Source organism: Streptomyces sp. SLBN-8D4 (assembly GCF_049739545.1).
GTDB lineage: Bacteria > Actinomycetota > Actinomycetes > Streptomycetales > Streptomycetaceae > Streptomyces > Streptomyces canus_C.
Window position 1 is genome coordinate 9,825,045 of the sequence record NZ_JBMGQC010000001.1, and the last position, 24,942, is coordinate 9,849,986.

The window sequence follows — 24,942 nt, forward strand, 5'->3', positions numbered from 1 at the left end:
CACCGGCTCTTACCCAGCCCTAACTTTTCGCCGAATTCACGAACAAGGTGCGGTATTTCGAACAAAACGCAGACAGGGATGTGCTTGTCATGAGCGTCGCCTCGGCACCAGCCGATGTGGAACAGCTCGTCAGTCGGCTGTTCGCCCCGGCGTCGTCGCCAGCGCCGAAGCCGGCGACGGTCGTCGTCGGCGGTGCCGGCTTCCAGTGGTCACGCGCCTGAGGCTCCGCTCGCTCGCAACTCGTCCCGGCACCCGCAGAAAGACAGGAAACGTATGTCGAGGGCTCTCACCCGGATCGCGGCGATATTGGTCGCCGTCGGCCTCTTCTTCACCTCCCAATCCCTGACCGCACCTCAGCGCGCAGCCGCCGCCGACCCCGGCTACCTGATGGTGCACTTCACCGGCGAGGGGGCGACCAACCAGCAGATGTACCTCTCGCACAGCACGGACGGCCTGCACTGGAACGACCTCAACGGTGGCGGCATGGTCCTGCGCTCCACGGTCGGTACGCAGGGAGTGCGCGACCCCGCATTCGTGAGATCCCCCGACGGCAGCAAGTACTGGATCATCGCGACCGACCTGTGCATCAGCTGCGGGCAGACCTGGGACTCCTCCATCAACAACGGCAGCCGCAACCTGGTGGTGTGGGAGTCCACCGACCTGGTCACCTGGTCGAAGCCGTGGCTGCTCAACGTCGCCGGCGCGATCCCCGACGGCCGCAACGCCTGGGCGCCCGAGGCGATCTGGGACCCGCAGACCAACAGCTACGTCCTGTACTGGGCGACGAACGTGCCTCTCGACGGCAAGACGAAGCACCGCATCTTCTACGCCCGGACCAGCGACTTCCGCACCATCACCACCCCGCAGACCTACATCGAGCGCCCCGGCACCCAGGAAATCATCGATACCCAGATCATCGAGATGCCCTCCGGAGTGGGGAACTACCGCTACGTACGCGCCTCCGGCGACGGACAGATCACCCTCGAAGGCAGCAACTCCATCCTCGGAACCTGGACCAAGCTCGGCGACCTCTCCGGCATCGGTCTGACCGGCTCCCAGGTCGAGGGGCCGATGTGGATGAAGTTCAACGGGACCAACAAGTGGGCCCTCTACCTCGACCAGTACGCCACCAGCGGCGGTTACATGCCGGTCGTGACGACCGACCCGTCCAACCCCGCCGCCTACCAGAGGCAGGCGTCGGGAAGCTACAACATGGGCGGCACGAAGAAGCGCCACGGCTGGATCATGAACCTGACCGCCGCCGAGGAGAGTCGCGTGCTGGCCCGCTGGCCCAGCACCGCGGCCAACCGACTGCAGTCGTTCAACTTCCAGGACCGCTACCTGCGGCACACCAACTTCGACGTGCGCATCGACCCCGACGTCAGCCCTGTCGAGGACTCCCGCTTCCGGATGCGAACCGGCCTGACGGGCTCGGGCACCGTCTCCTTCGAGTCGGTGAACTACCCCGGATACTTCCTGCGGCACTCCAACTACGACTTCCAGCTGGTCTACAACGACGGCACCGCCCAGTTCGCCGCCGATGCCACCTTCCGCCAGGTCGCCGGACTCGCCGAACCCACCTGGTCGTCGTTCCAGTCGTACAACTTCCCTGACAGGTACATCCGCCACTACGCCTACTACCTGAAGCTCGACCCGATCACCACCACGACAGCACGCAGCGATGCCACCTTCCGTGTGACGAACTGATCGGATGAGGGATGCCGGCGCGTCGGAGAGCGCCGGCATCCCTCATCCTTCTTCCTTCTCCCCACCCCGACCAGCTCACTGAGCGACGACTGTCGTCTCCACGCCGACCCTCAGCTGGAAGGCCGGCGTGCAGCCGTCAGTGAAGGCCCGGAGGGGCGGCCGTCGACCGCGCCCCGCACGAATGCCGCGAGCTCTGCGGCGCCCATGCCCACCTGACCGTCAGCATGGGCGGCCACAGGGTTCAGGACGCCCCGTACCCACACCCGACCAGTTTGACCAAAGACATAGGGGCCCACGCGGATCGAGAAGCTCGCTGCCGACCGTGGCGAGCGGGATGTCCGGCCGACCACGGACGAGCCGCTGACTCTCCGAAAGGAGAACGCCCAGCTCAACTGGGCGAGGCGGGTGTGGGTGCGCCGTTCCCGGGCGTCAGCTCCGTCCATCCGCACTGGGAGCAGGGCCGCCCCGGAAACACGCAGTGGAGCGACTGGGCGCAAATTCACCCCTGCCCGGCTTCTGTAGTCGAACGCTCAATCGATGCCACCAAGGCCGCGGATCGTCCGGCTCGACAGGTGCGTCCGGCAGTGCCGAAAAGACGCCGGCCTGTGCCTGCCAGCTGCTGAACACGCCACGGAAGGCTTGGTGGGGTTCGTGCGGTTGAGGGCCCCTCAGAGAAGCCACTGCGATCTCCTTCACTTGGTCCGTTACCGCTAACGTGACCGCTAACGTGATTCTTGCTCAGGGGAGCGGATGCCGTCAACGCCCGCCGCCGGGCGGCTCACGGTGCCGCAGGCCGGTGGGAACCTGATTCACTTGGGCTCAGGGCGGCACAGCAACAGAAGTGAGTGGGCAGCGTGGCCGGACAGCGAGAAACGGAAGACCAGCAGGCGCGAGGTGTGAGAACCGTCAAGCGTGTCACGCTCCGCGACGTCGCTCAGGCGGCAGGCGTGTCTCATCAGACCGTCTCCCGGGCGATCAACGGCAAGGGGGAGATCGACCCGGGGACTCAGCAACGCGTGCTCGATGTCGCAAGGCAGTTGCGGTACCGGCCCAGCCGGTTCGGCCGCGGGCTGGTCCGCCCTGACGTCGTATCCGTCGGGCTCATCGTCCCCGACGTGGTCAATCCCTTCTTCCCGGAGTTCGTGGCAGGAGTGATCGCGGCCGCGGACGCGCGGGACTGGCAGGTGCTCGTCGCCAGCACCGAGAACGACCGGTCCCGTGAGCTTTCCCTGGTCCGCTCACTCGGCCAGCAGGTCGACGCTCTGGTCGGCTACATCACCCATGCCGATGCGCAGCTCGAGCCGTACGTGGGCAACGTGCCGCTGGTTCTGGTCGACCGCGGGCTGGACTCGTCGAACCACGCCTTGGTCCATATCGACACCGAGGCCGGGATCCGGGCAGGGATGCAGCACCTCGTCGCCTCGGGTCACCGGCGGATCGGCATGATCGACTGCGAGTGCTTCAGCGCACCGATGGTCCGGCGTCGTACCTTCCTCGAAGTCGTCGGCGAACATGCGCTGCCCGTTGACGAGGGTTGGATTGTCATGGCTGAGCAGTCCCCGGCTGGGGGCGCCGCCGCGTTCGAGGCGCTGCATGCCGGGCGACCGGACCTCACCGCCGTGGTCGCCTTCAACGACCTGGTGGCGATCGGCGCGCTCCGGGCCGCCCGCCGGCTCGGCGTCCGCGTACCGGACGACTGCGCGTTGGTCGGCTACGACGGACTGAGCGTCGTCGATCTGGTGGACCCGCCACTGACCACCCTGCATCTCGACAAGCGACGACTGGGCGAGTTGGCCATCCACCAAGTCGACCGACTCCTCGCCGGCGAGTTGCCACCCCCCATCGTCCTGACCCCGAGCTTGGCTGTCCGCGGCACGACGTGACCCACCGTCGACATCTTCTTCGCGGTCCAGCAAGAGTGCCGCTGACCTGGCGGGTATGTCACCGGCCCGAGGGGTGCCGTCGGAGACGCTGATCAGAGGGCCGGTACCTGGGTGATGTTGTCACGGTTGCCGCCTCCGCGACTGCGCGACTGGGAGGTCCTGCCCGCCGGTGATGACGTGGTGCTTGCCGGTCGGGCGTGCGCGGACGACGGGCCGGGCCCGCAGGCACATGATCCACCCGCCTTCTCAGAGCCAGCCAGTGGGCGATGCTGTGGATGAGCATGGCCTGGGCCTGGGCCTGGCCGTTGCCAGCCGCCTGGCAGCCTTCTGTGGAACCGGCCGACACGACAGTGACCTCGTGCCTCTCATCCTGACCTGCGCATCTGTGATGGCTCTGCGGCTGCTGCTCCCGAGTGGTGCGCAGGATCGTCATGGTCTTCCCGGATGCCCCGCCGGCGGCGGTTACTGGAACAGATGGTCAAGGTAGTAGTCGATGGCAGCTGTGGCTTGTTCGGGGGTGCGCAGGCCCAGGACGACGGGTGGGCCCTGCGAGTCGGCGAGGCCGAAAAGCAGTTCCGCTTCCATGTCGGGGTCGCGGTCCGGCGCGATGTCGCCGGCTTCCTGGGCCGTGCGGACGAGGTCGGCGAGAAGCCCGTAGAGGCGGGGCAGCCCGTCGACGTAGAGCGCTCGCAGCGTGGGGTTGGCAAGCATGCGGATGAGGTAGGCGACGCCGACGAGCCATTCGCGGCGGCGCCGGTCGTCCCGGGGGATCGTCTCCAGCAGCACCCAGCGCAGCGCCTCGCGGGGGGTGGGCTCGCCCTCGGGCCAGGTCTGCTCGTTCCACCGCTGCTGTGTTGTACCGCCTCGGCGGAAAGGCCCAGCCACCGCTGTACGTCCGGTCGGCATCGTCCGCTTCGACGCTCTCTCTGACCTGGGCGAGTTGCTGGTCGTCGCACTCCAGCCAGCCTCTGATCCGGACGAAGACACCCACGACGATCGCTCTCCCTTGCATTCCGGACGGCATACTCTCACTGACCGGACAGTGGACCGATTGCATCACCGCCCGCATTCGCTGGGCGAGCCGGGCGACGAAGTCATGGGTGCCGCCGCCGGGGTGGGTGCGGATCAGGGTGTGCCGCCCGCGCCGGTACTTCGTCGGCGACTGGTCACGGCGTGACGCCGCAGGAGTAGGGGCATGGTCCGTCCGACCGGGCCATGGGAGGTAGGCGTCGCGGCCGACGACTCTCATCGGCCGCTGACGCCTTGTCACGCCGACGGCGTCAGCGGCTGCTCTGGGGCCGTGACCTCCGCGCTGTCAGGAACACCAGCGTGCCGCCCGCCACCAGCAGGACGGCGGTACCCGCCCGCAGCAGGATTCCGTCCGCGCCCGTGGCGGCGAGCCCGCCGCCGGCGGTCGTCCCGCTCCCGGTTCCCGCCGCGGAGCCGGACGGGCTCGCACCAGCCGTGGCCGAGGGGGAAGCGGAGGTGCTGGGCGACGGGCTGGACGTCGCCGAGCCGGCGGCCTTCACCGCGATCACCGCGGTGTCGTTCGCCGCGTCGTCGTCTCGGTTGGGGTAATCGGGGTTCTCCACCGCCTTTACGCTGCCCCGCGCGTCAGGGACGACTCGGTCGATCCGCACCGTGAACTCCTGGGTCACGGAGTCGTCCGGCCCGAAGTCCGTGCTGCCGATGTCGCAGGTGTAGCTCTTCGCGCCGGCCTTCTGCGGTGTGCAGTTCCACAGCGGCCCGGGGTCGCCCTGCTCGCCGGGGCCGGGTGCGCCGGTGATGGTGGTGCCAGCGGGCGGGGTCACCACGAAGGTGCCGGAGTTCTCGGCGTCCATCCACCGGAAGTCCATCCGGCCCGGCCCATTGTTCCGCACGCCCACGGTGATGCTCACGGTCTCGCCGACCTTGCCCTCGACCGTGTCGCCGAGCGCCTGGTAGTCGGCGTGCTGGGTGGTGGCGAAGGTACCGTACCCGGAGCCGGTGAAGCCGGAGCCGGAGGCCACGGACTTCAGGGCGAGCGGCGCGCCGGTGCCCGTCTCGGGGAAGTCGGACGGGTCGAAGGAGTCGGGCGCGGTGCCGCCGACCGGCCACACGACGTAGGTGTTGTAGCCGTACATCGTGTCCACGGCAGCGGTGTAGCGCAGCGGCGCGTCGGCCTCGTAGGCGGCGCCGGGCGCGACCGGGGTGTCGAACCGGCACCAGGCGCCGACATTGGGTCGGCCCGAGTAGTGGCAGTTGGAGTGTTCACGGGCGAGGGAGACGTTTTCTGAGTCCTGCACCAGCAGCATGACGCCCTTGTCGGCGGGGGCTGCACCGGTGTTGGCGAAGGCGGGGGTGCGCTCGAAGACGGCGCCTGGCGCGATGCCTTTCAGCGCCGGGTAGGGTCGGCTGACGAGCTTCGGCCCGCCGACCAGGACGTCCGTCTTCCCGGTCACGGTGGGTGCGTCGGAGGCGGTGGCGGTGTAGGTGATGGCACCGGTGTCGCCCGCCTTGGCGGCCGCGGTGGGCTTCAGGAAGAACGGGTCGATCGACTCGCCGCCCGACAGCGGGCCCACGTCACATCTCACCTTGAGTGTGCCGGTGTTCACACAGTCCCCCGTGACCTCCATCGTCGCCTTTCCGGCGAGGGACGACGCGTCGACCGCGACCGAGACGTCATGGGCGTCCCCGCCCGAGGCGGTGATACCGAGGTCCAGGTTCGGGCCCTCGCCCTCGGTGGGGAGGTAGTAGTTCTCCTGGGAGTCCAGGACGAGCGTCGTTCCGGCAGCGTGCGCGGCCGGGGTTGCAACCGCCAGGGCGGCAGTCGCGACAGCGGCGGCCGCCGCTGTTCGCCAGGATCTGCGTATCGTCAGCACATTATGTGGACACGTCAGAAGACCGGAAGGTTGCGCCGAAGCGGCCGTCGTCTGACGGGCAGGTTCCGCCTGGACGGTTGACCGGGAATCTGCTCAAGCCAGAGGCCGCGTTTGCACAGGCCAGCGCATTCCGTCGGTAGCCCGCGGTTGTTCACACCGCGTCGACCCGGCCTCCGGCCCGACCGGGCAGACCTGAGCCGCGCAGTGAGGTCGAAAGGATCGGCTGATGCTGCGGAGCATCGACACGGTGATGTGGACGGGTTCGCGGCACTGGGGGACGGTCTGGCGACCGGTCCCCTCGAGGCGCTCGCCCGTGGACAGCGCGGGACGGGGCTGCCGGATGCCCTCGATGGCGTCGACCTCGGTGCACGGCTTGTGAGGGCCGCTGCAGCCGGGGAACTTCAACGGGCGGCGGGTGAGCCGTACCTGCCGCTGGTCGCGAGGGACCACGAGGGCAATGGCGTCGGCGCTCTGCTCGGTGTGCCCTCAGGGGCGGCAGTCTCCGGGCTGGCTCGGCTGCCGGGCAGCGCAGCAGGCCGTCCTCCGCAGCATCCGGGCCACGGCCGGCGACAGGTCGGAGCGGCTTAAGAACGGTCCTTCAGAGGGGCCGACTGAAGCCGTCGGCCGCGGGCTCGGCGTCAGCCGAGGGTTCGGGTGACGCCAATGCCGCTCCCCGCAAGTCAGGTTCTTGGAAACTCGGGGTTGGGCGTGGTGCACGAGAACAAGATCCGCGCGGGTGGAGCGGTGCACGAGAAAGACGGTGCGCGCGCCGTCCTCGTATGACTGAAGGCGCAAGGAAACAAATCCCCGGTCCAGGTCATACGGATGTGCCGTCCAGGGTGTCAACGGTTCGTAGGAACAACCCAGTTCGACTTCGCCCGGGGAGGATGCCGATGAAGCGCGCCGACGCCTCACGCTGGACGGTGGTACGGAGTGGCCGCAGCGCAGCGCGTGCGGGCACCACGTTGGGTGGGGTCGCCGCACTGGCCTGCCTCGTCCTGACCGGCTGCACGGCAGACACCGATGCGGCCCACCGCACCTCACCGGCCGCACGGGTCGAGGCCGCCACGGCCGGTGAAGAGCTCACCGAGACGCAGGAGTTGCGGATCGCGGATGCCGAGCAGCGGCTGATCAAGCAGTGTCTGAACCGGCAGGGCTTCAGGTACTGGGAGGCGGAGCGGCCAAGCCTGGAGGAGAGTCGGACGCTCGGCTATGTGGCGGACGATGTGGCCTGGGCCCGTAAGCACGGGTACGGCAGCCGGATCGCGGCGAAGGAGGACCGCGCACGGCTCGCCAACCCCAACCTCGTCTACCGCAAAGGTCTTTCAGAAGAGCGGCGCAAGGCGTACGACGACGCTCTGGACGGGGGGATCGACGCACCGGAGATCTCGGCGGAGCTCCCGAACGGTGCCACCATCCGCAGACAGATGGGCGGATGTGTGGCCGAGGCCGAGAAACGGCTGTACGGGGATCCGGTGGTGTGGTTCCGAGCCAACAAGATCGCCTCGAATCTGCAGCCGCTCTACGTCCCCCAGGTGATGCGGGACAAGAAGTTCGCCGCGGCGCTGCACGTCTGGTCGGCGTGCATGCAACGCGCGGGCCATCCCTACAAGGATCCGGGCGCGGCGCGTCAGGCAGCGAAGGAACGGGCGTTGCGCAGCACGTCCGACAAGACGTTCGCAGCCGAGCGACGACTCGCCGTCGCCGATGCCACCTGTGCCCGCACGGCATCGTTGGCAGCCATCGGCAAGGAGCGCGAGGTGCACTACGTGAACGCCTTGCGCGGCCGGTACGGCCAGGCGCTGGACACCAGCCGCCGTATCGAGCGCGAGGCATACGTCCGGGCCGCGGGCATCGTCGGCCCCCGGACCTGACCCCACAGATTTCCGCTGGTCCGGCAGAGGATCAGCGCGCCTCGAACGAGGCAGACATAAGGGAGAATCATGCGAAAGTTCGCTACCGCCGCCGCGGTCATCGGCCTGGCGGCGCTCGGCCTCGCGGTACCGGCCACCTCCGCTCAGGCCTCGGTCCAGGGAGCCGGTTGCAACGCGAAGTGGCCGGGACGTGACGGGTACGTCCGTGCCTGGGCCGACCCGGACTGCCAGGGCACCCTGCTCGGTGCGACCCAGGGCAACGACGCCAATTGGTCCGACAACGTCGCCCCGTTCACCGGTGCTGACGCGAACGCGGCCTCGTCCGTCATGAACAGCGGAACGATCGGCGGCAAGGACGTCGTAGCCTTCTACTACCTTGCGGGACAGAGCGATGTGGGCGGGTACACCTGCCTCGCACCGGGCGAGAAGTACGCGGACAACCTGACGGACAACGTGTTCCAGAGGCGCGATGGCAGCACCGTCGGCCCCGTGGACGACAACATCATGTCCCATGTGTGGGTCACCGCCTCCGCCTGCGCCTCCAACTCCTGGCTCACCTGACCTGGCATGTCACTCACGCCCGGGGGCACCACCGCCCCCGGGCCGCCACCGCTCGGTGCACCGATGCGGCCACCGGTGAGCGCAGCGGTTCTCCTCGGCGATCCTGCCGCCCTGGGCCAGGAAGTTGCCGAAGATGTCCGAGGTGCTGCCACTGCTCTGCCTGCACGGCCTGTCCTGCGGGGGCTTCGTGCCCGCGCAGGAGCAGTTCCCGGGCAGCTCGGCCGGCCTCTCACCGGCCGCGGTCACCTGCCTGACCGTGCGCGTCGACCGCGCCAAGGAACTCATCGCGATGGCCGACGGCTACCGTGAGCCGTCGGGTCCTGGACGAACCTGCTTTCGGCAACTGGAAGGCTCCCGCCGAGGTCTTCCCCACAACTTGCCTGCAAAGAGGCGGCGTTCACAAAGCCGCGAACGTCCTGGACAGCCTGCCGCAGTCGGCCCAGCCAGCGGCGAACCGCCATCTCGCCGGGGCGGACATCGCTGCCATGGGAGTACTGGAAGCCCTTACTGAGGCCGGCCTGTCCGCACCTGCGACATCTCGGTGGCGGGCTACGACAACACGACCTTCGCGTCCTTCGGCCCCATCTCCCTGACTAGCGTCGACCAGGCGGGCCACGAGATCGGCGACAACGCCGTACGCCTCCTGCCGGTCAAAGACCGGGGGCCGGCCACCTCGGCCGCCGCGCCGGAGGCGGTTGCGGATCTGGTCGGCCCGCTCGGGAATCGTGTGCGCGATGCCCCGCCGCCGCAGCCAGGCGCGGATGGCCTTGGAGCTGTGGCTCGTGTCGCCGATGACACCGGCGGGCCGATCCCGCGGCCGGCCGGGGCCGAAGCGAGGCACCCGGATTGCCTCCGGTCCGGCCATCGGCCACCTTACGGGGGCGTGCGGACGTGGACTGCGCGGGTCATTCCGGTCGGCCGGCAGCGCGGCGACGCGGTCTCCGAGTGGCCCCGGTCGGAGGCGACCAGCCCGTCGAAGCCCCACTCCTCCCGCGCACCCGACCGAGGCGCCGACTTCCTGGCTGTGCACACCGAGTGACCGCCCGTTCGGCGGACTTGGTGGACTCGGTGGACCAGATGTCCTGTGTCACGGGTCGGCGTGGAGGGTCAGGTGGTGGTGGCCGGATCCGAAACGGTAACGGTAACGGTCACGGTCATCGGCGCCGTCGCAAGGCCGGTGCCGAGACGGTCCGTCATCGTGCGGGTGATGGCGGCTGGAGAGCCTGGCGGCGCCCACCGGCGTGCCGATGAGCAGCCCGGCGGCGACGGATGCCGCCGACTCGGCGATGCCCGGTGCAGCTGAGGGTGGCACCCCGTGCGCTCGGGGGCGTTCGTCTACGGTCGGCAAACGGAAACGGCCCCCCTCCTCTCGTAGGCCCCCTGTTGGGTCCGGGGCGGCGTCAAACTTTGTCCTGCATGTGGAGAAAGAAGGGTCCAACTCCTGCGTAAGTACTTCCCAGTCTGGAAAATCGTTGTTACGTTCCTCTCCGACAGCCTGACGACGCAGTGGGCGGAGACGGGCGTCCGGGACCCAGTCGGGGATGAGGGGAGGGATCGTGAGACGGATGACTGCTCGGCCCGAGAACACCCATCAGGCGCGGCTGCTTCGTCTGCTGCGTGACAACGGATCCAACTCCCGTGCCCAGCTGGGCGATCTGGTCGACCTGTCCCGTTCGAAGCTGGCAGTCGAGGTTGACCGACTGCTGGAGACGGGACTGGTCGTCGCGGACGGGCTGGCCCCGTCCCGGGGCGGCCGCCGGTCGCACAACATCCGGCTCGCGCCGACGCTGCGTTTCCTCGGTGTCGACATCGGTGCCACGTCGATCGATGTCGCCGTGACGAATGCGGAGTTGGAGGTCCTGGGGCATCTGAACCAGCCGATGGACGTCCGCGAGGGCCCGGTCGCGGTGTTCGAGCAAGTCCTGTCCATGGCGGCGAAGTTGAGGGCTTCGGGGCTCGCGGAGGGTTTCGACGGCGCCGGCATCGGTGTCCCGGGGCCGGTCCGCTTTCCCGAGGGCGTTCCGGTGGCTCCGCCGATCATGCCGGGCTGGGACGGCTTCCCCGTACGGGAGGCGCTCAGCCAGGAACTCGGCTGCCCGGTCATGGTCGACAACGACGTGAACCTGATGGCGATGGGGGAGATGCACGCGGGTGTCGCACGCTCCGTGGGCGACTTCCTCTGTGTCAAGATCGGTACCGGCATCGGGTGCGGCATCGTCGTCGGTGGTGAGGTCTACCGGGGGACCACCGGCAGTGCCGGCGACATCGGTCATATCCAAGTGGAACCGGAAGGCCGTGCGTGTGTGTGCGGCAACCGGGGCTGCCTGGAAGCCCACTTCAGCGGTGCCGCGCTGGCCGCTGACGCGGAGCAGGCCGCGCGTGAGGGCCGCTCGGCACACCTCGCCGCCCGGCTGGAGACAGCCGAGCGTCTGACGGCCGAGGACGTGTCGGCTGCCGCGGCGGCCGGGGACCCGGTGGCTCTGGAGCTGATCCGCGCGGGCGGGAAACGCCTGGGGCAGGTCATCGCAGGGCTCGTCAGTTTCTTCAATCCGGGACTGGTGGTGATCGGCGGCGGCGTGACCGGACTCGGACACACGCTGCTGGCCAGTGTCCGGACCCAGGTGTACCGGCAGTCGTTGCCGCTGGCCACGGGCAACCTGCCGATCGTGCTGGGGGAGTTGGGGCCGGCTGCCGGAGCCATCGGCGCGGCCCGGCTCATCAGCGACCACGTCTTCTCACCTGCCTGACCGCTGCCCGACCCCGTCGGCAGCGGAACACCAGGCGCGCCGGTGCACCCCGGTGGCGCCACCCGATCAAGTGCCACCCGATCAAGTGCCAACCGATCAAGTGCCAACCGATCAAGCGCCACCACCAAGCGCCGGCGCCACATCCTTGGCGATCCCGCACACCCGGTGCGCCGCGGCAACCCCGTGACGTCCCGGCAACATCAGCAGAGCCACCGGCGCACCAGTAGCGCCAACAGCAGCCACCGCCGTAACCGCCCTTGACTTCCTCCCCCGCCTAAAGGCGAGGGGTTCCAGCGGTCGCCCGCTGGGTTTCCTGCTTCACCGACGACCGCCCCGTCCGGGAGGACTCCCGTTGAGGTCTTACACCGTCTCCACAGGCAGACGCCGCCAGCCCGGCGGCGGCCAGGATGTTGCGGGCCGCGTTCACGTCGCGGTCATGCACCGTGCCGCAGGCGCACGTCCACTCACGGACGTTCAGCGGCAGCTTCCCGCGGACCGTGCCGCAGCTTCCGCACAGCTTGCTGCTGGGGAAGAAGCGGTCGATCACGACGAGTTCGCGCCCGTACCAGGCGCACTTGTACTCCAGCATCATGCGAAGTTCCGTCCAGGCCGCGTCCGAGATGGCGCGCGCGAGCGTGCCGTTCTTCAGCAGGTTGCGGACGGTGAGGTCCTCGATCACGACCGTTTGGTTCTCACGGATGAGACGAGTCGACAGCTTGTGGAGGAAGTCCCGGCGCCGGTCGGCGATCCGCGCATGCACGCGGGCGACCTTGCGGCGGGCTTTCTCCCGGTTCGCCGAGCCCTTCGCCTTGCGCGACAGCTCCCGCTGTACGCGGGCCAGGCGGGCGCGGTCACGCCGCTCGTGTCGGGGGTTGGCGATCTTTTCCCCGGTGGACAGCGTCACCAGGGAGGTGATCCCGGCGTCCAGGCCGATTGCCGCATGCGTGGCGGGGGCCGGGGTGATGGCGTCCTGGCACAGCAGGGACACGAACCAGCGGCCCGCACTGTCGCAGGACACGGTCACCGTGGTCGGCTCCACACCTTCGGGCAGGGGGCGCGACCAGCGGATGTCCAGTGGGTCGGCCATCTTGGCCAGAGTCAGCTTCCCCTCGCGCCACTGGAAGGCGCTGCGGGTGTACTCGGCCGACGAACCGGATTTCTTCCGCGACTTATAGCGCGGGTACTTGGCACGCTTGGCGAAGAAGTTCCCGAACGCCGTCTGCAGGTGGCGGAGCGCCTGCTGGAGCGGACGGAGGATACCTCCGCCAGGAAGGCCAGTTCCTCCGTCTTCTTCCACTCCGTCAGTGCGGCGGAGGACTGTACGTAGGAGATCCGGCGCTGCTCGCCGTACCAGGCCCGGGTGCGCTCCTCCAGCGCCTTGTTGTAGACGAGGCGGACACAGCCGAACGTGCGCGACAGCTCCGCTGCCTGCTCGTCCGTGGGGTAAAAGCGGTACTTGAACGCCCGCTTGACCTGCTGTGTCATGCCTCACACTCTATCGGCTCTTGTGTGAGGGGCGGCGTGCCGACCGGTCGGCGGTGGGCGCTGGCCCGCCCCGGCGGCGAACCGACTCCTCCTGCCCTGCTCCGCAGGAGCTTCGTTTCCTCCCCGGTCTAAAGGCCGGGGTATCCACGAAGGAAAGCCCCGATGAAGCGTCGGCGGCCGTCACACCCTGCAAGGTTGCCGGGCGGTCAAGCCTGCCCTTCTCAGCCTCTGTGCCAGCCCTGCGCACACGACGTCAGGGCTGCAACAGCCGTCCACATCACCGAGACATCCAGCCCAGCCGCCCTGCCCACTCACGGCCCGTATCCGCCGAGGGGATTCCTCATGGCACCACAACCACCCCTGCTCACCATGTCCGGTATCACCAAGTCGTTTCCCGGAGTCCGGGCCCTGGACGGCGTGGATCTCGAGGTCCAGGCCGGTGAAGTGCACTGCCTGCTCGGCCAGAACGGGGCCGGGAAGTCCACCCTCATCAAGGTGCTGGCCGGTGCTCACCAGCCCGACAGCGGTGAGATCACCTGGCGCGGTGAGCCCGTGACCCTGGGATCGCCGATCGCCGCCATGCGTCTGGGCATCGCCACCATCTACCAGGAACTCGACCTGATCGAGGGGCTGTCCGTCGCGGAGAACGTCTTCCTCGGCCATGAACCCACCGCGGCCGGGTTCGTGGTGCGCGGCTCCGCCGCCCGTACGGCGACCGCGGAGCTGCTGAAACGGCTGGGGCACTCGGAGATCGATCCGACGCGGCTCGTCGGTGAGCTGTCCGCGGCGCAGCAGCAGATCGTCTCGATGGCCCGCGCGCTGTCCCACGAGGTCCGGTTGATCGTGATGGACGAGCCGTCGGCGGCGCTCGACCCCGAAGAGGTGGACAACCTGTTCAGGATCGTGGGTGATCTGACGGCCGACGGCGTCGCCGTCATCTATATCTCCCACCGGCTTGAGGAGATCCGGCGCATCGGCGACCGGGTCACCGTCCTGAAGGAGGGCCGGTCGGTCTCGGGCGGCCTGCCTGCCAAGAGCACACCGACCCGTGAGGTCGTGGCCCTGATGACCGGGCGGAACGTGGAGTACGTCTTCCCCGAGCGGCCCGAGGCCGGGTTCGCCGCGGAGCGGGAGCCCGTGCTGAAGGTCGAAGGGCTGTGCCGGGGAGGGGAGTTCGCCCCCGTCGACCTGGAGCTGCGGCCCGGTGAGATCGTCGGCCTGGCCGGGCTCGTCGGGTCCGGGCGCAGCGAGATCCTGGAGACGATCTACGGCGCCCGCAAGCCCGACGAAGGCCGTGTCCTCGTCGACGGCACACCCCTGCGCCCCGGAAGTGTCCGCGCCGCCGTCAGTGCCGGCATCGGTCTCGCGCCCGAGGAACGCAAGGCGCAGGGCCTGCTGATGCTGGAGTCCGTCAGCAGCAACGTCTCGATCTCCACGCTGTCCCGGTTCGCCCGCGCGGGCTGGCTCGACCGCCGTACCGAACGGGCCGCGACGCACCGGGCGGTGCGGGAACTGTCCCTGCGGCCGGACAACCCAGACGCCGCGATCAGGACCCTGTCCGGCGGCAACCAGCAGAAAGCCGTACTCGCACGCTGGCTGTTGCGAGGCTGCAAGGTGCTGCTGCTGGACGAGCCGACCCGGGGTGTCGACATCGGCGCCCGGGCGGAGCTCTACGCAGTGATTCGCCGGCTGGCGGACGAGGGCCTGGCCGTACTCCTCGTGTCCAGTGAGGTGCCCGAGGTCCTGGGGCTCGCCGACCGGGTGCTGGTGCTCCGCGAAGGCAGCGTCGTGCACACGGCGGACGCCCGGGAGCTCGACGAGCACCGCGTACTCGATCTTGTGATGGAAGGGAACCCGACGCCATGACGCAGCCGACCACCGCCGCACACAAGGATGCGCCGACGTCCGCCGCCAAGTCAGCGGGGGAGAAGCAGAGTTCGGGTCCGCGGTGGGGGTGGGACGTACGCACCCTGTCCCTGCTCGGCGTCCTCGCCGTCCTCGTCGCGGTCGGCGGGATCACCGCACCGGACGAGTTCCTCGCGACGAGTAACCTCCAACTCGTCCTCACCCAGGCGTCCGTGATCGGCGTCGTCACCGTCGGCATGACGTTCGTCATCACCAGCGGCGGCATCGACCTGTCGGTCGGCGCGATCGTGGCACTCGCCTCGGTGTGGGCGACGACCGTGGCCACCCAGGAGTTCGGCTTCGCGGGCATCCTTTTCACCGCGGTGATCGTCGGTGTGGGCTGTGGCCTGGTGAACGGTCTGCTGATCGCCTACGGCAGGATGGTGCCGTTCATCGCGACGCTGGCCATGCTCGCCTCCGCCCGGGGCCTCGCGCTGCAGATCACGGACGGCAGCACGCAGATCGTGAGCGTCGCATCGGTGCTCGATCTGGGGGCCAGGGACTCCTACGTCCTCGGCATTCCGCCCCTTGTGCTGATCTTCGCCGCGGTCACCGTCATCGGCTGGCTGGTGCTCAACCGCACCACCTTCGGCCGGCGCACCGTCGCCGTCGGCGGCAACGCCGAGGCCGCCCGGCTCGCCGGCATCGACGTCCGCCGCCAACGCCTCTACCTGTACCTGCTGTCCGGGCTGTGCTGCGGTATCGCCGCGTTCATGCTGATCGTGCTCGCCGGCTCGGGGCAGAACACCAACGGCAACCTCTACGAGCTGGACGCCATCGCCGCGGCGATCATCGGCGGCACCCTGCTCAGCGGGGGGCGCGGCACCATCATCGGCTCCGTGCTCGGCGTCCTGGTCTTCACCACGATCACCAACATCTTCGCTCTGAACAACCTCGAGACCGCTGTCCAGCAGATCGCGAAGGGCGCGATCATCGTCGCCGCCGTGCTGGTCCAGCGCCGTTCGCTGCACGGCGACACCTGACACCGTGCAGCACGCCGGACGGCGGCTCCTGACACCGCCGTCCGGCCTCCCACCTCCTCCATCGGACGCGCACCGCCCGTCGGACTCCATCCGACGCACACCGCCCAGTCGAAGGGTCGATCCGCCATGGCAAGAACCCCCGCCACCAGCCGCAGAGCACTGCTGTTCGGGACCGCCGCCGTTTCCGCCGGCGCGCTGCTCACGGCCTGTACCAGCAATGAGCCCAAGGAGCAGGAACAGGCCGCGGACAACGCCGCCCCGGTAGCGGACGACAAGCCGGGCAAGGCCGTCACCATCGGCTTCGCCGGTCCCCAGGCCGACCACGGCTGGCTCAACGCCATCAACTCCAACGCCAAGTCGCGTGCGAAGAAGTACTCGGACGTCACGCTGGAGATCACCGAGGGCTCCAACGACACCGCCCAGCAGATCGGCCAGGTCCAGACGCTGATCAACAAGAAGGTCGACGTCCTGGTGATCCTGCCGGCCGACGGCAAGGCGCTCACCCAGGTGGGCCTGCAGGCCATGAGGGCGGGGATCCCCGTGGTCAACCTGGACCGGGTGTTCGCCTCCCCGCAGGCGTACCGCTGCTGGATCGGCGGAGACAACTACGGCATGGGCCTCAACGCCGGGCACTACATCGGCGAGCAGCTCAAGGGCAAGAAGAACGCCAAGGTCGTCGAACTCGCCGGCCTGGACAACCTCGAACTGACCCAGCAACGCACCAAGGGCTTCGACGACGCCCTGAAGAACTACCCCAACATCCGGAAGGTGGCCCGCCAGGCGGCCGACTTCACGGTCGAGTCCGGGCAGGCCAAGACGGCACAACTGCTGCAGGCCCAGTCGAGTTTCGACGCGCTGTGGAACCATGACGACGACCAGGGTGTGGGCGCGCTGCGCGCCATCGACCAGGCCGGCCGCGACGACTTCCTGATGGTCGGCGGCGCCGGGGCCAAGTCCGCGATGGACGCCATCAAGGCGGGCAACAGCGTGCTGAAGGCGACCGTCCTCTATCCGCCGACCATGGCCGCCTCCGCCATCGATCTCGCCCGGGCGCTCGGCCAGGGCAAGGGCGTCGGGGGCCTCGCCGAGTTCGAGATCCCGTCCTCGCTGACCCTCTACTCGGCCGTGGTCACCAAGGACAACGTCGACCAGTACCTGCCGACCGGCTTCATCTGACCGGACCGGACCGGGCCGCGGGCCCCGCGAACACCACGACGAGTCAGTGACACTCCGACGAGGAGGAATCCGTATGGAACACAGGTACAGTCGGACCGCACCGCCGACGCTCGGCGTCGGCATGGTCGGCTACGCGTTCATGGGCGCCGCGCACTCACAGGGCTGGCGCACCGCAGGGCGCGTGTTCGACCTGCCGCTGCGGCCGGTCATGGCCGCGATCGCCGGACGCGACGCGCACGGTGTGCGGGCAGCAGCCGACAAGCACGGCTGGGCCGCGGCCGAGACGGACTGGCGCGCCCTCGTAGTCCGCGACGACGTGGAACTCGTCGACATCTGCACACCGGGCGACAGCCATGCGGAGATCGCGATCGCGGCGCTGGAGGCGGGCAAGCACGTGCTGTGCGAGAAGCCGCTGGCCAATTCGGTCGCCGAGGCGGAGGCCATGGTCGCAGCCGCCGAAGCGGCCCGCTCGCGGGGGCAGTTGGCCATGGTGGGTTTCAACTACCGGCGCGTCCCGGCCCTTACCTTCGCGCGCGGCCTCGTCGCGGACGGCAGGCTCGGCACGCTGCGCCACGTACGGGTCAGCTACCTCCAGGACTGGCTGGTCGACCCCGACTTCCCGCTGACGTGGCGGCTCCAGCGGGAGCACGCGGGATCGGGGGCGCTCGGCGACCTCGGCGCGCACATCGTCGACCTCGCCCAGTACCTGGCGGGCGAGCTGTTGGTCGGTGTCTCCGCCCAGATGGAGACGTTCGTCAAGGAGCGCCCACGCCTCGAAGGCGCGTCCTCCGGTCTGACCGCGACCGCCGGCACCCGGCGTGGGCCCGTGACGGTCGACGACGCGGCCGTCTTCACGGGCCGGCTCGCCTCGGGAGCGCTCGCCACGTTCGAGGCGACCCGCATGGCGTCCGGGCGCAAGAACGCCCTGCGTCTGGAGATCAACGGTGAGTCCGGGTCGCTCGCGTTCGACCTGGAGCGGCTCAACGAGCTGTCCTTCCACGACCATCGGGAGCCCGCCGCCACAGCGGGCTTCCGCAGGATCGTCGTCACCGAGCCCGACCACCCCTACCTGGACGCCTGGTGGCCGCCGGGGCACGGCCTCGGCTACGAGCACACCTTCGTCCACCAGGCCCGCGACCTCGTCCACGCGATCGCCGAGGGCCGCCGCCCCGACCCCTCCTTCGCCGACGGCCTCCAGGTCCAGCGGGTGCTCGCCGCCGTGGAGGAGAGCGCCGAGAAGAACTCCGTCTACACCCCGATAGCCGTCTGAGGAGGCTCCCAGAGATGCCGCGCACGTTCACGCTCTTCACTGGCCAGTGGGCCGACCTCCCCCTCGAAGAGGTCTGCCGCCCCGCCCGCCACTTCGGCTACGACGGCTGCAACGGCCGCCTCGGCTCCCACCTGCCCTGGGGCGACCCCCGCCGCGGCTGGGACTTCGTCTCCGCCGGCCACGGAGACGTCCCCTGGGAGGACGTCTTCCGCATGCTGCGCTCCATCGACTACCAGGGCCCGATCTCGGTCGAGTGGGAGGACGCCGGCATGGACCGGCTCCAGGGCGCACCCGAGGCACTGAACCGACTCAAGGCATACGACTTCGAGCCCCCGTCGGCATCCTTCGACGCTGCCTTCGGAGGCGGCGACCACTAGGCGTTGCGCAGCAGCAGGAGGCGCAGACCGGCACAGCGGTTGCGGCGCTGACGCCGTCGTCGTGGCCTTTCGGCCTGGTGAGAGCCGATCGGGTCATGGCCCGGTAGCGGGAAAGCCACCGGGCTGAACCGGGCTGCCCGAACACGGCTTTGTCCTGACTCTGGAAGAAGTTCGCCGTTTCCCTGCGCGAGGGGTTCCGGCCAAGGACGAACGAGGCTACGGTCCCTTCGTGTACAGGAACCACACAGTGGTTCGGAACTGACGACGCGTCACGGTCGTACAGCGCAGCCCTCGGCCGCGGCCGGCCGAGGTCGACCCTGCACAGCGCGGGGCCAAGAAGCTTCAGGCACCGCGTACTTCTCACCGGCGGCCCCTTGCCGCCCCCTCGAACGCCGCAACCGCGCGCATCACGGAGCAGCTCTCCAGGCCGCGGCCAAAGCCGTCCCAAGGCCGACGGTGAGCGGGAGGCCCTCGCGCCCCTGCCCACCGTCCTCCAACCACATCGGAACATCGACATGGCAGGGAGGCAGCCCGTGAACCACGACGGGAACGCATCGGAGCCCCGGACCGGCGGGCGGACCGCACGCACCGGTGTCTGGTTCGTCGGAGCCCGCGGGTCGGTGGCCACCACCGCCGTCGCCGGATGCGCGGCGGTCACCGCCGGACTGCGGCCGCCGACCGGCATGGTCACCGAGACCCCACCCTTCGACGGCACAGGCCTGCCGCCCCTGCCCTCACTCGTCTTCGGCGGTCATGACACCGCCCACAGTCCGCTGCCCAAGCGGGCCGAACACCTCACCGACGCGGGTGTTCTGCCGCACGGGCTCGCCCCCGCCGTGCGCGCCGAACTCCAGGCCGCGGACGAGGAGATACGCCTCGGCGGCCCGCTCCCGGGCGACACGCGATGCGACGAGGAACTCATCGCGGACTTCGCGGCCGACCTCACCTCGTTCCGCGTGCGCAACGCTCTGGCACGCGTGGTCGTCGTCAACGTCTCCTCCACCGAGCCGCTGCCCGAACCCGACGCCGTACGACTGCCGCCCAGCTCCCTCTACGCGGCCGCCGCCGTGCGGGCCGGCTGCTCCTACGTCAACTTCACGCCGTCCACCGGGTTGCGCACCCCGGACCTCACGGAAGCCGCCGCGGCCGGCGCACTGCCCCACGCGGGCCGGGACGGCAAGACCGGCCAGACCCTGTTGCGAGCCGCGCTCGCCCCGATGTTCGTCCAGCGCGCCCTCGAGGTACGAGCCTGGTCCGGCACCAATCTGCTGGGCGGCGGCGACGGGGCGGCCCTGGCCGACCCGGGCGCGGCCGCGGCGAAGAACGCCGGCAAGGAACGCGTCCTGGCCGACACCCTCGGGCACACTCCGCAGGGCGAGGTGCACATCGACGACGTACCGGTGCTCGGCGACTGGAAGACCGCCTGGGACCACATCGCCTTCGAGGGCTTCCTCGGCTCGCGCATGATCCTGCAGACCACCTGGCAGGGCTGCGACTCGGCCCTGGCCGCACCGCTCGTCCTGGACCTGGCCCGCCTGGTGGCCCGTGCCCACGAGGCGGGCCTGTCCGGCCCGCTCCCGGAGCTGGGCTTCTACTTCAAGGACCCCGACGGGGGCCCGTCGGGTCTCTCGGAGCAGTTCACCGCGCTGCTGTCGTTCGCCGACCGCCTGCGGAAGGGGCGGTGATCCGCTCCCTCCCCCCGACGCGCGTCCCGGGCGGACCACTGTCCGCTCCTCCTGTTCTCCACCCCCCCCCCGCGCAGTATCCATCCGTGCAGCGGCCACCGAAGTGAAGTCCCTTCTCCCGCGGCTCGTCGGCCTCGCCGGAGACGAAAGCCGCAAGGCACCCGCAGCACTGCGACGACGAAAGAGAGAACCACTGTGACCGCGTTCAACGACGAAGCCGTCACCGGCGACACCCTGCGCCGCGCACTGGGCGTCAGCCGCCGCCGCTTCCTCAGCACCTGCACGGCCGTCACCGGGGCGGCGATCGCGGCCCCGGTCTTCGGCGCCGCGCCCGCACTGGCGCAGAACAGATCACAGGCCGGCGGCCATGACCACGGCCGCTCCGCCCTGGTCCCGCCGCACAAGCGCGGCATCATCCTCTACACCGTCCGGGACGCGATCGGCCGCGACCCGCTCACCTCCGACCTGCCGTCCGGCTTCCGTGAGGTGTTCAAGCAGCTGTCGCGCTTCGGCTACCGCCAGGTGGAGTTCGCCGGCTACGGCCAGCACGCCAACGCGCCCGGTGGCGCGGATCTCGGCACGGTCCAGGGCGCGAAGCTGCTGCGCTCCTGGCTCGACGAGTACGGGCTGCGGGCGCAGGGCAGCCACGGCTACATCCCGCCGTCCTGGCCGCTGACGCCGGCCGACCGGGACACGTTCAAGCGCTGGCTGGAGATCGCCAACATCCTCGGCATGGAGCACATGGGCACCGGCGCCGACCCCACCAACACCCCCTACCGGGCGGACTGGGACGTCGCCGCGCAGAAGTGGAACACCCTGGGCGCCCTCGCCTGCCGCGAGGGCATCAAGCTCTACACCCACAACCACGACAGCGCCTACGACTTCCTGCTCGACGGCGGCCCGCTCGATGCCCAGGGCCGGCCGACCCGCAGCTCCGGCATCCGGAAGCTGGAGTACTTCCTGAAGGTGACCGACCGCAAGAGCGTCTACCTGGAACTGGACGTCTTCTGGGCGCACGTGGCCCAGTACAAGTTCCACACGTACACCGCCCACGACGGCTCACAGCGCGAGCGCGTCTTCGACCCGGCCGCACTCGTGGAGCGCAACAGCACCCGTTTCCCGCTCTTCCACGCCAAGGACGGCGTCGTCAACACCCAGAACGGCATGGGCTACGACATGGTGCCGTTCGGCACGGGCGACATCGACTACCGGCGGTTCTTCACCCGGGTGGGGGCCAAGAACTACCGCAACCCGATGGTCGAGCAGGACAACGCACCCAGCACGAGCGTCCCCGGCCAGTCCCTGGACTTCGCCCGCATCGGCTACGACAACCTCGCGGCCCTGCGCGCCCGCCACTGACGACGTGTCACCCATGGTGCCCGCCCGGCGCGTTGGCGACGGGCGGGAGCCTTGAAAGTGGGCGCCCTGGCGTCCAACTCACGCATTCCGCCTGGCTCTTCTTTTCACCCGCAGGCCAGACCAAAGGAGTTCTGAGTGCGCAACAGACGGATCGTCACCCTCGTGGGGGCGGCTGCGTTGGCCGGAGCCGTCGGGCTCCTGCCGCTCTCCCCAGCACAGGCCGCCAAACCGGACCCCGCACCGCCGGCTTCGTCGGACTTCCAGAAGGTCACCCTCAACGACCGTCCGGGCGAGCCCATGGCCCTCGCCGTCCTTCCCGACCGCCGAGTGCTGCACACGGCGCGCACGGGAGAGGTCCGCGTCCATGACCCCAAGAGCGGCGTGAACTTCCTTGCCGCCGACATGAAGAAGAGCCCCGCAGGGCTCTACCAGCACGACGAGGAAGGCGTACAGGGCATCGCCGTCGACCCCGGCTTCGCCAAGAACCACTGGGTCTACCTCTACTACTCGCCCCGCCTCGCCACCCCCATGGACGACCCGGCCACCCCGGGAGTCAACGAAGGGGACGCACCGCAGTTCGGCACGGACGCGGACTTCGCCAAGTACAAGGGCGTCACCCGCTTGTCGCGGTTCAAGCTCGTGGGCAACAAGCTCGACTTCGCCACCGAGCAGAAGGTCATCGAGGTACCGGCCGACCGCGGCATTTGCTGCCACGTCGGCGGCAAGATCGACTTCGACCGCAAGGGCAACCTCTTCCTGTCGACCGGCGACGACTCCAACCCGTTCTCCTCCGACGGCTACGCCCCGCTCGACGACCGCCCCGACCGCAACCCGGCGTACGACGCGCGGCGCACCGCGGGCAACACCAACGACCTGCGCGGCAAGGTCCTGCGCATCCAGGTCAAGCCCGGCGGCGGATACCAGATACCGCGTGGCAACCTCTTCGCGCCGGGCACCGACAAGACCCGTCCCGAGATCTACGCCATGGGTCTGCGCAACCCGTTCCGCTTCGGCGTCGACGACAAGACCGGCGAGGTCTACGTCGGCGACTACTCGCCCGACGCCAACCAGGCCAACCCAGACCGCGGCCCCGCCGGCCAGGGGCGCTGGATGGTGATCGACCGCCCCGCCAACTACGGCTGGCCCTTCTGCGTGACCCAGGCCATTCCGTACCAGGACTACGACTTCGCCACCCAGAAGTCGAGCGGAGCCTTCGACTGCGCGAAGCCGGTCAACGACTCGCGTCACAACACCGGCCGCAGCGTGCTGCCCCCGGTTGAGGACGCGGAGATCGTGTACGGCTACGGGGCCTCCGCGGAGTTCCCGGAACTCGGCACGGGCGGCATCGGACCCATGGGCGGCCCGGTGTACCAGTACGACAAGCGGAACAAGGCCCAGAACCGCTGGCCCCAGTACTTCGGCGGCAAGCCGCTCTTCTACGAGTGGACGCGTGACCAGATGAAGGCCATCACTCTCGGCAAGAAGAACCAGGTTCTCAAGATCGAGGACGCGATCCCCACGATCACGACGGACGGCCCGATCGACGCTGAGTTCGGCCCGGACGGCGCCTTGTACGTCCTCGAGTACGGCACCGGGTACTTCGCGGAGCTGCCCGAGGCCCAGCTCTCCCGCATCGACTTCACCCGGGGCAACCGCACCCCGGAGCCCAAGGTCGCCGCGGACCTGGTCAACGGCACCAGCCCGCTGACCGTCCAGTTCTCCAGCGCCGGCACGAAGGACGCCGACGGCGACGCCCTCCGCTACGCCTGGGACTTCGACGCCGACGGCACGGTCGACTCCAGGGAGGCGAACCCGAAGCACACGTTCACCGAGAACGCGGTCTACGACGCCACGCTGAAGGTCACCGACAGCACCGGGCGTTCGGCCTCCGCGTCCGTTCCCGTCGTCGTCGGCAACAAGGCACCGGTCGTTGCCCTGACCACCGACCCTGCCCCGCACGGCGGCACCGCGTTCCACTGGGGTGACACGGTCACCTGGCAGGTCACCGTCACCGACGACCAGCCGGTGGACTGCGCGAAGGTCAGCGTCTCGTTCATCCTCGGCCATGACTCGCACGGCCACCCGCTGTCGACGAGCAACGGCTGCTCCGGATCGTTCAAGACGTTCGTGGACGGCGGTCACTCCGGTTCGGACAACCTCAAGGCGGTCTTCAACGCCTCCTACACCGACACGCCCCCGGACGGCCTGCCGTCCCTCTCGGGCAGCGCCGAGGTCGCCCTGACACCGGCCGACTGACCGGCGAGGACGACACCGCGACGGGGCGCCACTTCGGGGCGCCCCGTCGTCGTGCGAGGACCACCGAACCGGTGTGGGTGCAGGCGGAGCACAGGCGCGCGGTGGAATCGCGGCAGTGGTCAAGACCCGTGTCCGCCGTGCCCCGCATCAGGGACGGCCCGCGCGACCTCACCATCGGCGTCCACCGTCAGGGCGGTTGCACCGACATCTCTGTACCCCCCCACAAACAAGACCTTCGTACCGAGTGAGGATTCCGGTTTTGCAGGACGGACGAAGATCGCAAACGACGGCGGCGCTCGGGACCGAGGACGCAGGCTCCGAGCGATGGCAGTCCAGGGCCCGGCTCCGATTCCACGTCGGCGGACACGCGATCAAGTACGGCCATCGGGATTGTGATGCGTGCGACTGTCATGGATGTCGCCGGTGATGTCCGCGTCGAGGGCGTCCCGGACTCTGTTGTCAAACCGCCTACTGATGCCCTGGTCGGCGCCACCGCCTCCCGCATCTGTGGCAGCGACCTGTGACCGTACGGCTCGATGAAGCCGGCCGCATGGGGTGGTGCGGGGCCGCGTTGGAGGTGAGGACGCAGCCGTGGAAACCGGCGGCGCGGCAGCGATCGACGACGAACTCCGCGATGTCCCTTTACCCCGGGAGCAGGAAACACCCGGCGGCCGTCACTGGCTGGCCGGTGACCAGGATGCGCCCCCGCGTGCGGACCGATGGATGCGGTGCAAGCGGTGATCGGTCGGCACGATGCGGTTGACGCCGCTCGACTGGTCCAGCCCGCATCGACCCCGCCCGTCCCCTGCATGA

General features: G+C 69.3%; 15 protein-coding genes and 4 pseudogenes. 15 read left to right on the forward strand and 4 right to left on the reverse strand.

What is annotated here, in order from left to right; all coding sequences use genetic code 11:
* Positions 1-89 precede the first annotated feature (89 nt).
* The 3 genes from RKD20_RS44670 to RKD20_RS44680 all read left to right on the forward strand — a co-directional run bounded on the left by RKD20_RS44670 (position 90) and on the right by RKD20_RS44680 (position 3,590).
* The gene (locus tag RKD20_RS44670) at positions 90-221 is read left to right on the forward strand and encodes a hypothetical protein (protein WP_424882754.1); all 132 of its coding nucleotides are present in this window, start codon (positions 90-92) and stop codon (positions 219-221) included.
* A 52-nt stretch (positions 222-273) separates the two neighbouring features.
* Positions 274-1,707, forward strand: coding sequence for a glycoside hydrolase family 43 protein (locus tag RKD20_RS44675; protein WP_424882755.1), 1,434 nt, complete (start codon positions 274-276; stop codon positions 1,705-1,707).
* 854 nt (positions 1,708-2,561) lie between these two features.
* Positions 2,562-3,590 carry a LacI family DNA-binding transcriptional regulator gene (locus RKD20_RS44680; RefSeq protein WP_424882756.1) on the forward strand — a complete coding sequence of 343 codons (1,029 nt, stop codon included), beginning with the start codon at positions 2,562-2,564 and terminating at the stop codon, positions 3,588-3,590.
* A 462-nt stretch (positions 3,591-4,052) separates the two neighbouring features.
* On the opposite strand, the gene RKD20_RS44685 is transcribed toward RKD20_RS44680, so the two are convergent.
* Positions 4,053-4,475 (reverse strand): TetR family transcriptional regulator C-terminal domain-containing protein, encoded by a 423-nt coding sequence (locus RKD20_RS44685; protein ID WP_424882757.1) that lies wholly within the window; start codon positions 4,473-4,475, stop codon positions 4,053-4,055.
* Positions 4,476-4,870: 395 nt separating this feature from the next.
* Entirely contained in the window at positions 4,871-6,451 is a 1,581-nt protein-coding gene (locus tag RKD20_RS44690) for a hypothetical protein (RefSeq protein ID WP_424882758.1), read from the reverse strand.
* A gap of 893 nt (positions 6,452-7,344) precedes the next feature.
* Between RKD20_RS44690 and RKD20_RS44695 the strand changes: the two genes are divergently transcribed.
* The 3 genes and pseudogenes from RKD20_RS44695 to RKD20_RS44705 form a co-directional block, all read left to right on the forward strand.
* Entirely contained in the window at positions 7,345-8,325 is a 981-nt protein-coding gene (locus tag RKD20_RS44695) for a hypothetical protein (RefSeq protein ID WP_424882759.1), read from the forward strand.
* A 69-nt stretch (positions 8,326-8,394) separates the two neighbouring features.
* The gene (locus RKD20_RS44700; RefSeq protein ID WP_424882760.1) at positions 8,395-8,886 is read left to right on the forward strand and encodes a hypothetical protein; all 492 of its coding nucleotides are present in this window, start codon (positions 8,395-8,397) and stop codon (positions 8,884-8,886) included.
* 35 nt (positions 8,887-8,921) lie between these two features.
* Positions 8,922-9,338 (forward strand): annotated as a pseudogene (locus tag RKD20_RS44705) (IS256 family transposase); the annotation flags it as partial.
* 191 nt (positions 9,339-9,529) lie between these two features.
* Here the strand turns inward: RKD20_RS44705 and RKD20_RS44710 are convergent.
* Positions 9,530-9,739: pseudogene (locus RKD20_RS44710) on the reverse strand (IS5 family transposase); the annotation flags it as partial.
* 712 nt (positions 9,740-10,451) lie between these two features.
* Here RKD20_RS44710 and RKD20_RS44715 point away from each other — a divergent pair.
* Positions 10,452-11,633, forward strand: a complete 1,182-nt coding sequence (locus RKD20_RS44715) for an ROK family transcriptional regulator (RefSeq protein WP_424882761.1) — start codon at positions 10,452-10,454, stop codon at positions 11,631-11,633.
* 274 nt (positions 11,634-11,907) lie between these two features.
* Here RKD20_RS44715 and RKD20_RS44720 read toward each other — a convergent pair.
* Positions 11,908-13,118, reverse strand: a pseudogene (locus tag RKD20_RS44720) (RNA-guided endonuclease InsQ/TnpB family protein).
* A gap of 342 nt (positions 13,119-13,460) precedes the next feature.
* Here RKD20_RS44720 and RKD20_RS44725 point away from each other — a divergent pair.
* From RKD20_RS44725 to RKD20_RS44760, 8 genes and pseudogenes are all read left to right on the forward strand, one after another.
* Complete coding sequence (locus RKD20_RS44725) at positions 13,461-14,984, forward strand: sugar ABC transporter ATP-binding protein (RefSeq protein ID WP_424882762.1); 1,524 nt, start codon at positions 13,461-13,463, stop codon at positions 14,982-14,984.
* Positions 14,981-16,006, forward strand: coding sequence for an ABC transporter permease (locus RKD20_RS44730; protein WP_424882763.1), 1,026 nt, complete (start codon positions 14,981-14,983; stop codon positions 16,004-16,006). Before RKD20_RS44725 ends, RKD20_RS44730 begins: the two co-directional genes overlap by 4 nt.
* A gap of 126 nt (positions 16,007-16,132) precedes the next feature.
* Positions 16,133-17,182: a substrate-binding domain-containing protein gene (locus RKD20_RS44735; protein ID WP_424882764.1), complete on the forward strand. Its 1,050-nt coding sequence runs from the start codon at positions 16,133-16,135 to the stop codon at positions 17,180-17,182.
* A gap of 73 nt (positions 17,183-17,255) precedes the next feature.
* Entirely contained in the window at positions 17,256-18,452 is a 1,197-nt protein-coding gene (locus RKD20_RS44740; RefSeq protein ID WP_424882765.1) for a Gfo/Idh/MocA family protein, read from the forward strand.
* 101 nt (positions 18,453-18,553) lie between these two features.
* Positions 18,554-18,829, forward strand: a pseudogene (locus RKD20_RS44745) (sugar phosphate isomerase/epimerase family protein); the annotation flags it as partial.
* Between the two features lie 533 nt (positions 18,830-19,362).
* Positions 19,363-20,514: an inositol-3-phosphate synthase gene (locus tag RKD20_RS44750; RefSeq protein WP_424882766.1), complete on the forward strand. Its 1,152-nt coding sequence runs from the start codon at positions 19,363-19,365 to the stop codon at positions 20,512-20,514.
* A gap of 195 nt (positions 20,515-20,709) precedes the next feature.
* Entirely contained in the window at positions 20,710-21,873 is a 1,164-nt protein-coding gene (locus RKD20_RS44755) for a sugar phosphate isomerase/epimerase family protein (protein ID WP_424882767.1), read from the forward strand.
* 135 nt (positions 21,874-22,008) lie between these two features.
* Positions 22,009-24,129 carry a PQQ-dependent sugar dehydrogenase gene (locus RKD20_RS44760; protein ID WP_424882768.1) on the forward strand — a complete coding sequence of 707 codons (2,121 nt, stop codon included), beginning with the start codon at positions 22,009-22,011 and terminating at the stop codon, positions 24,127-24,129.
* The last annotated feature ends 813 nt before the right edge of the window (positions 24,130-24,942 follow it).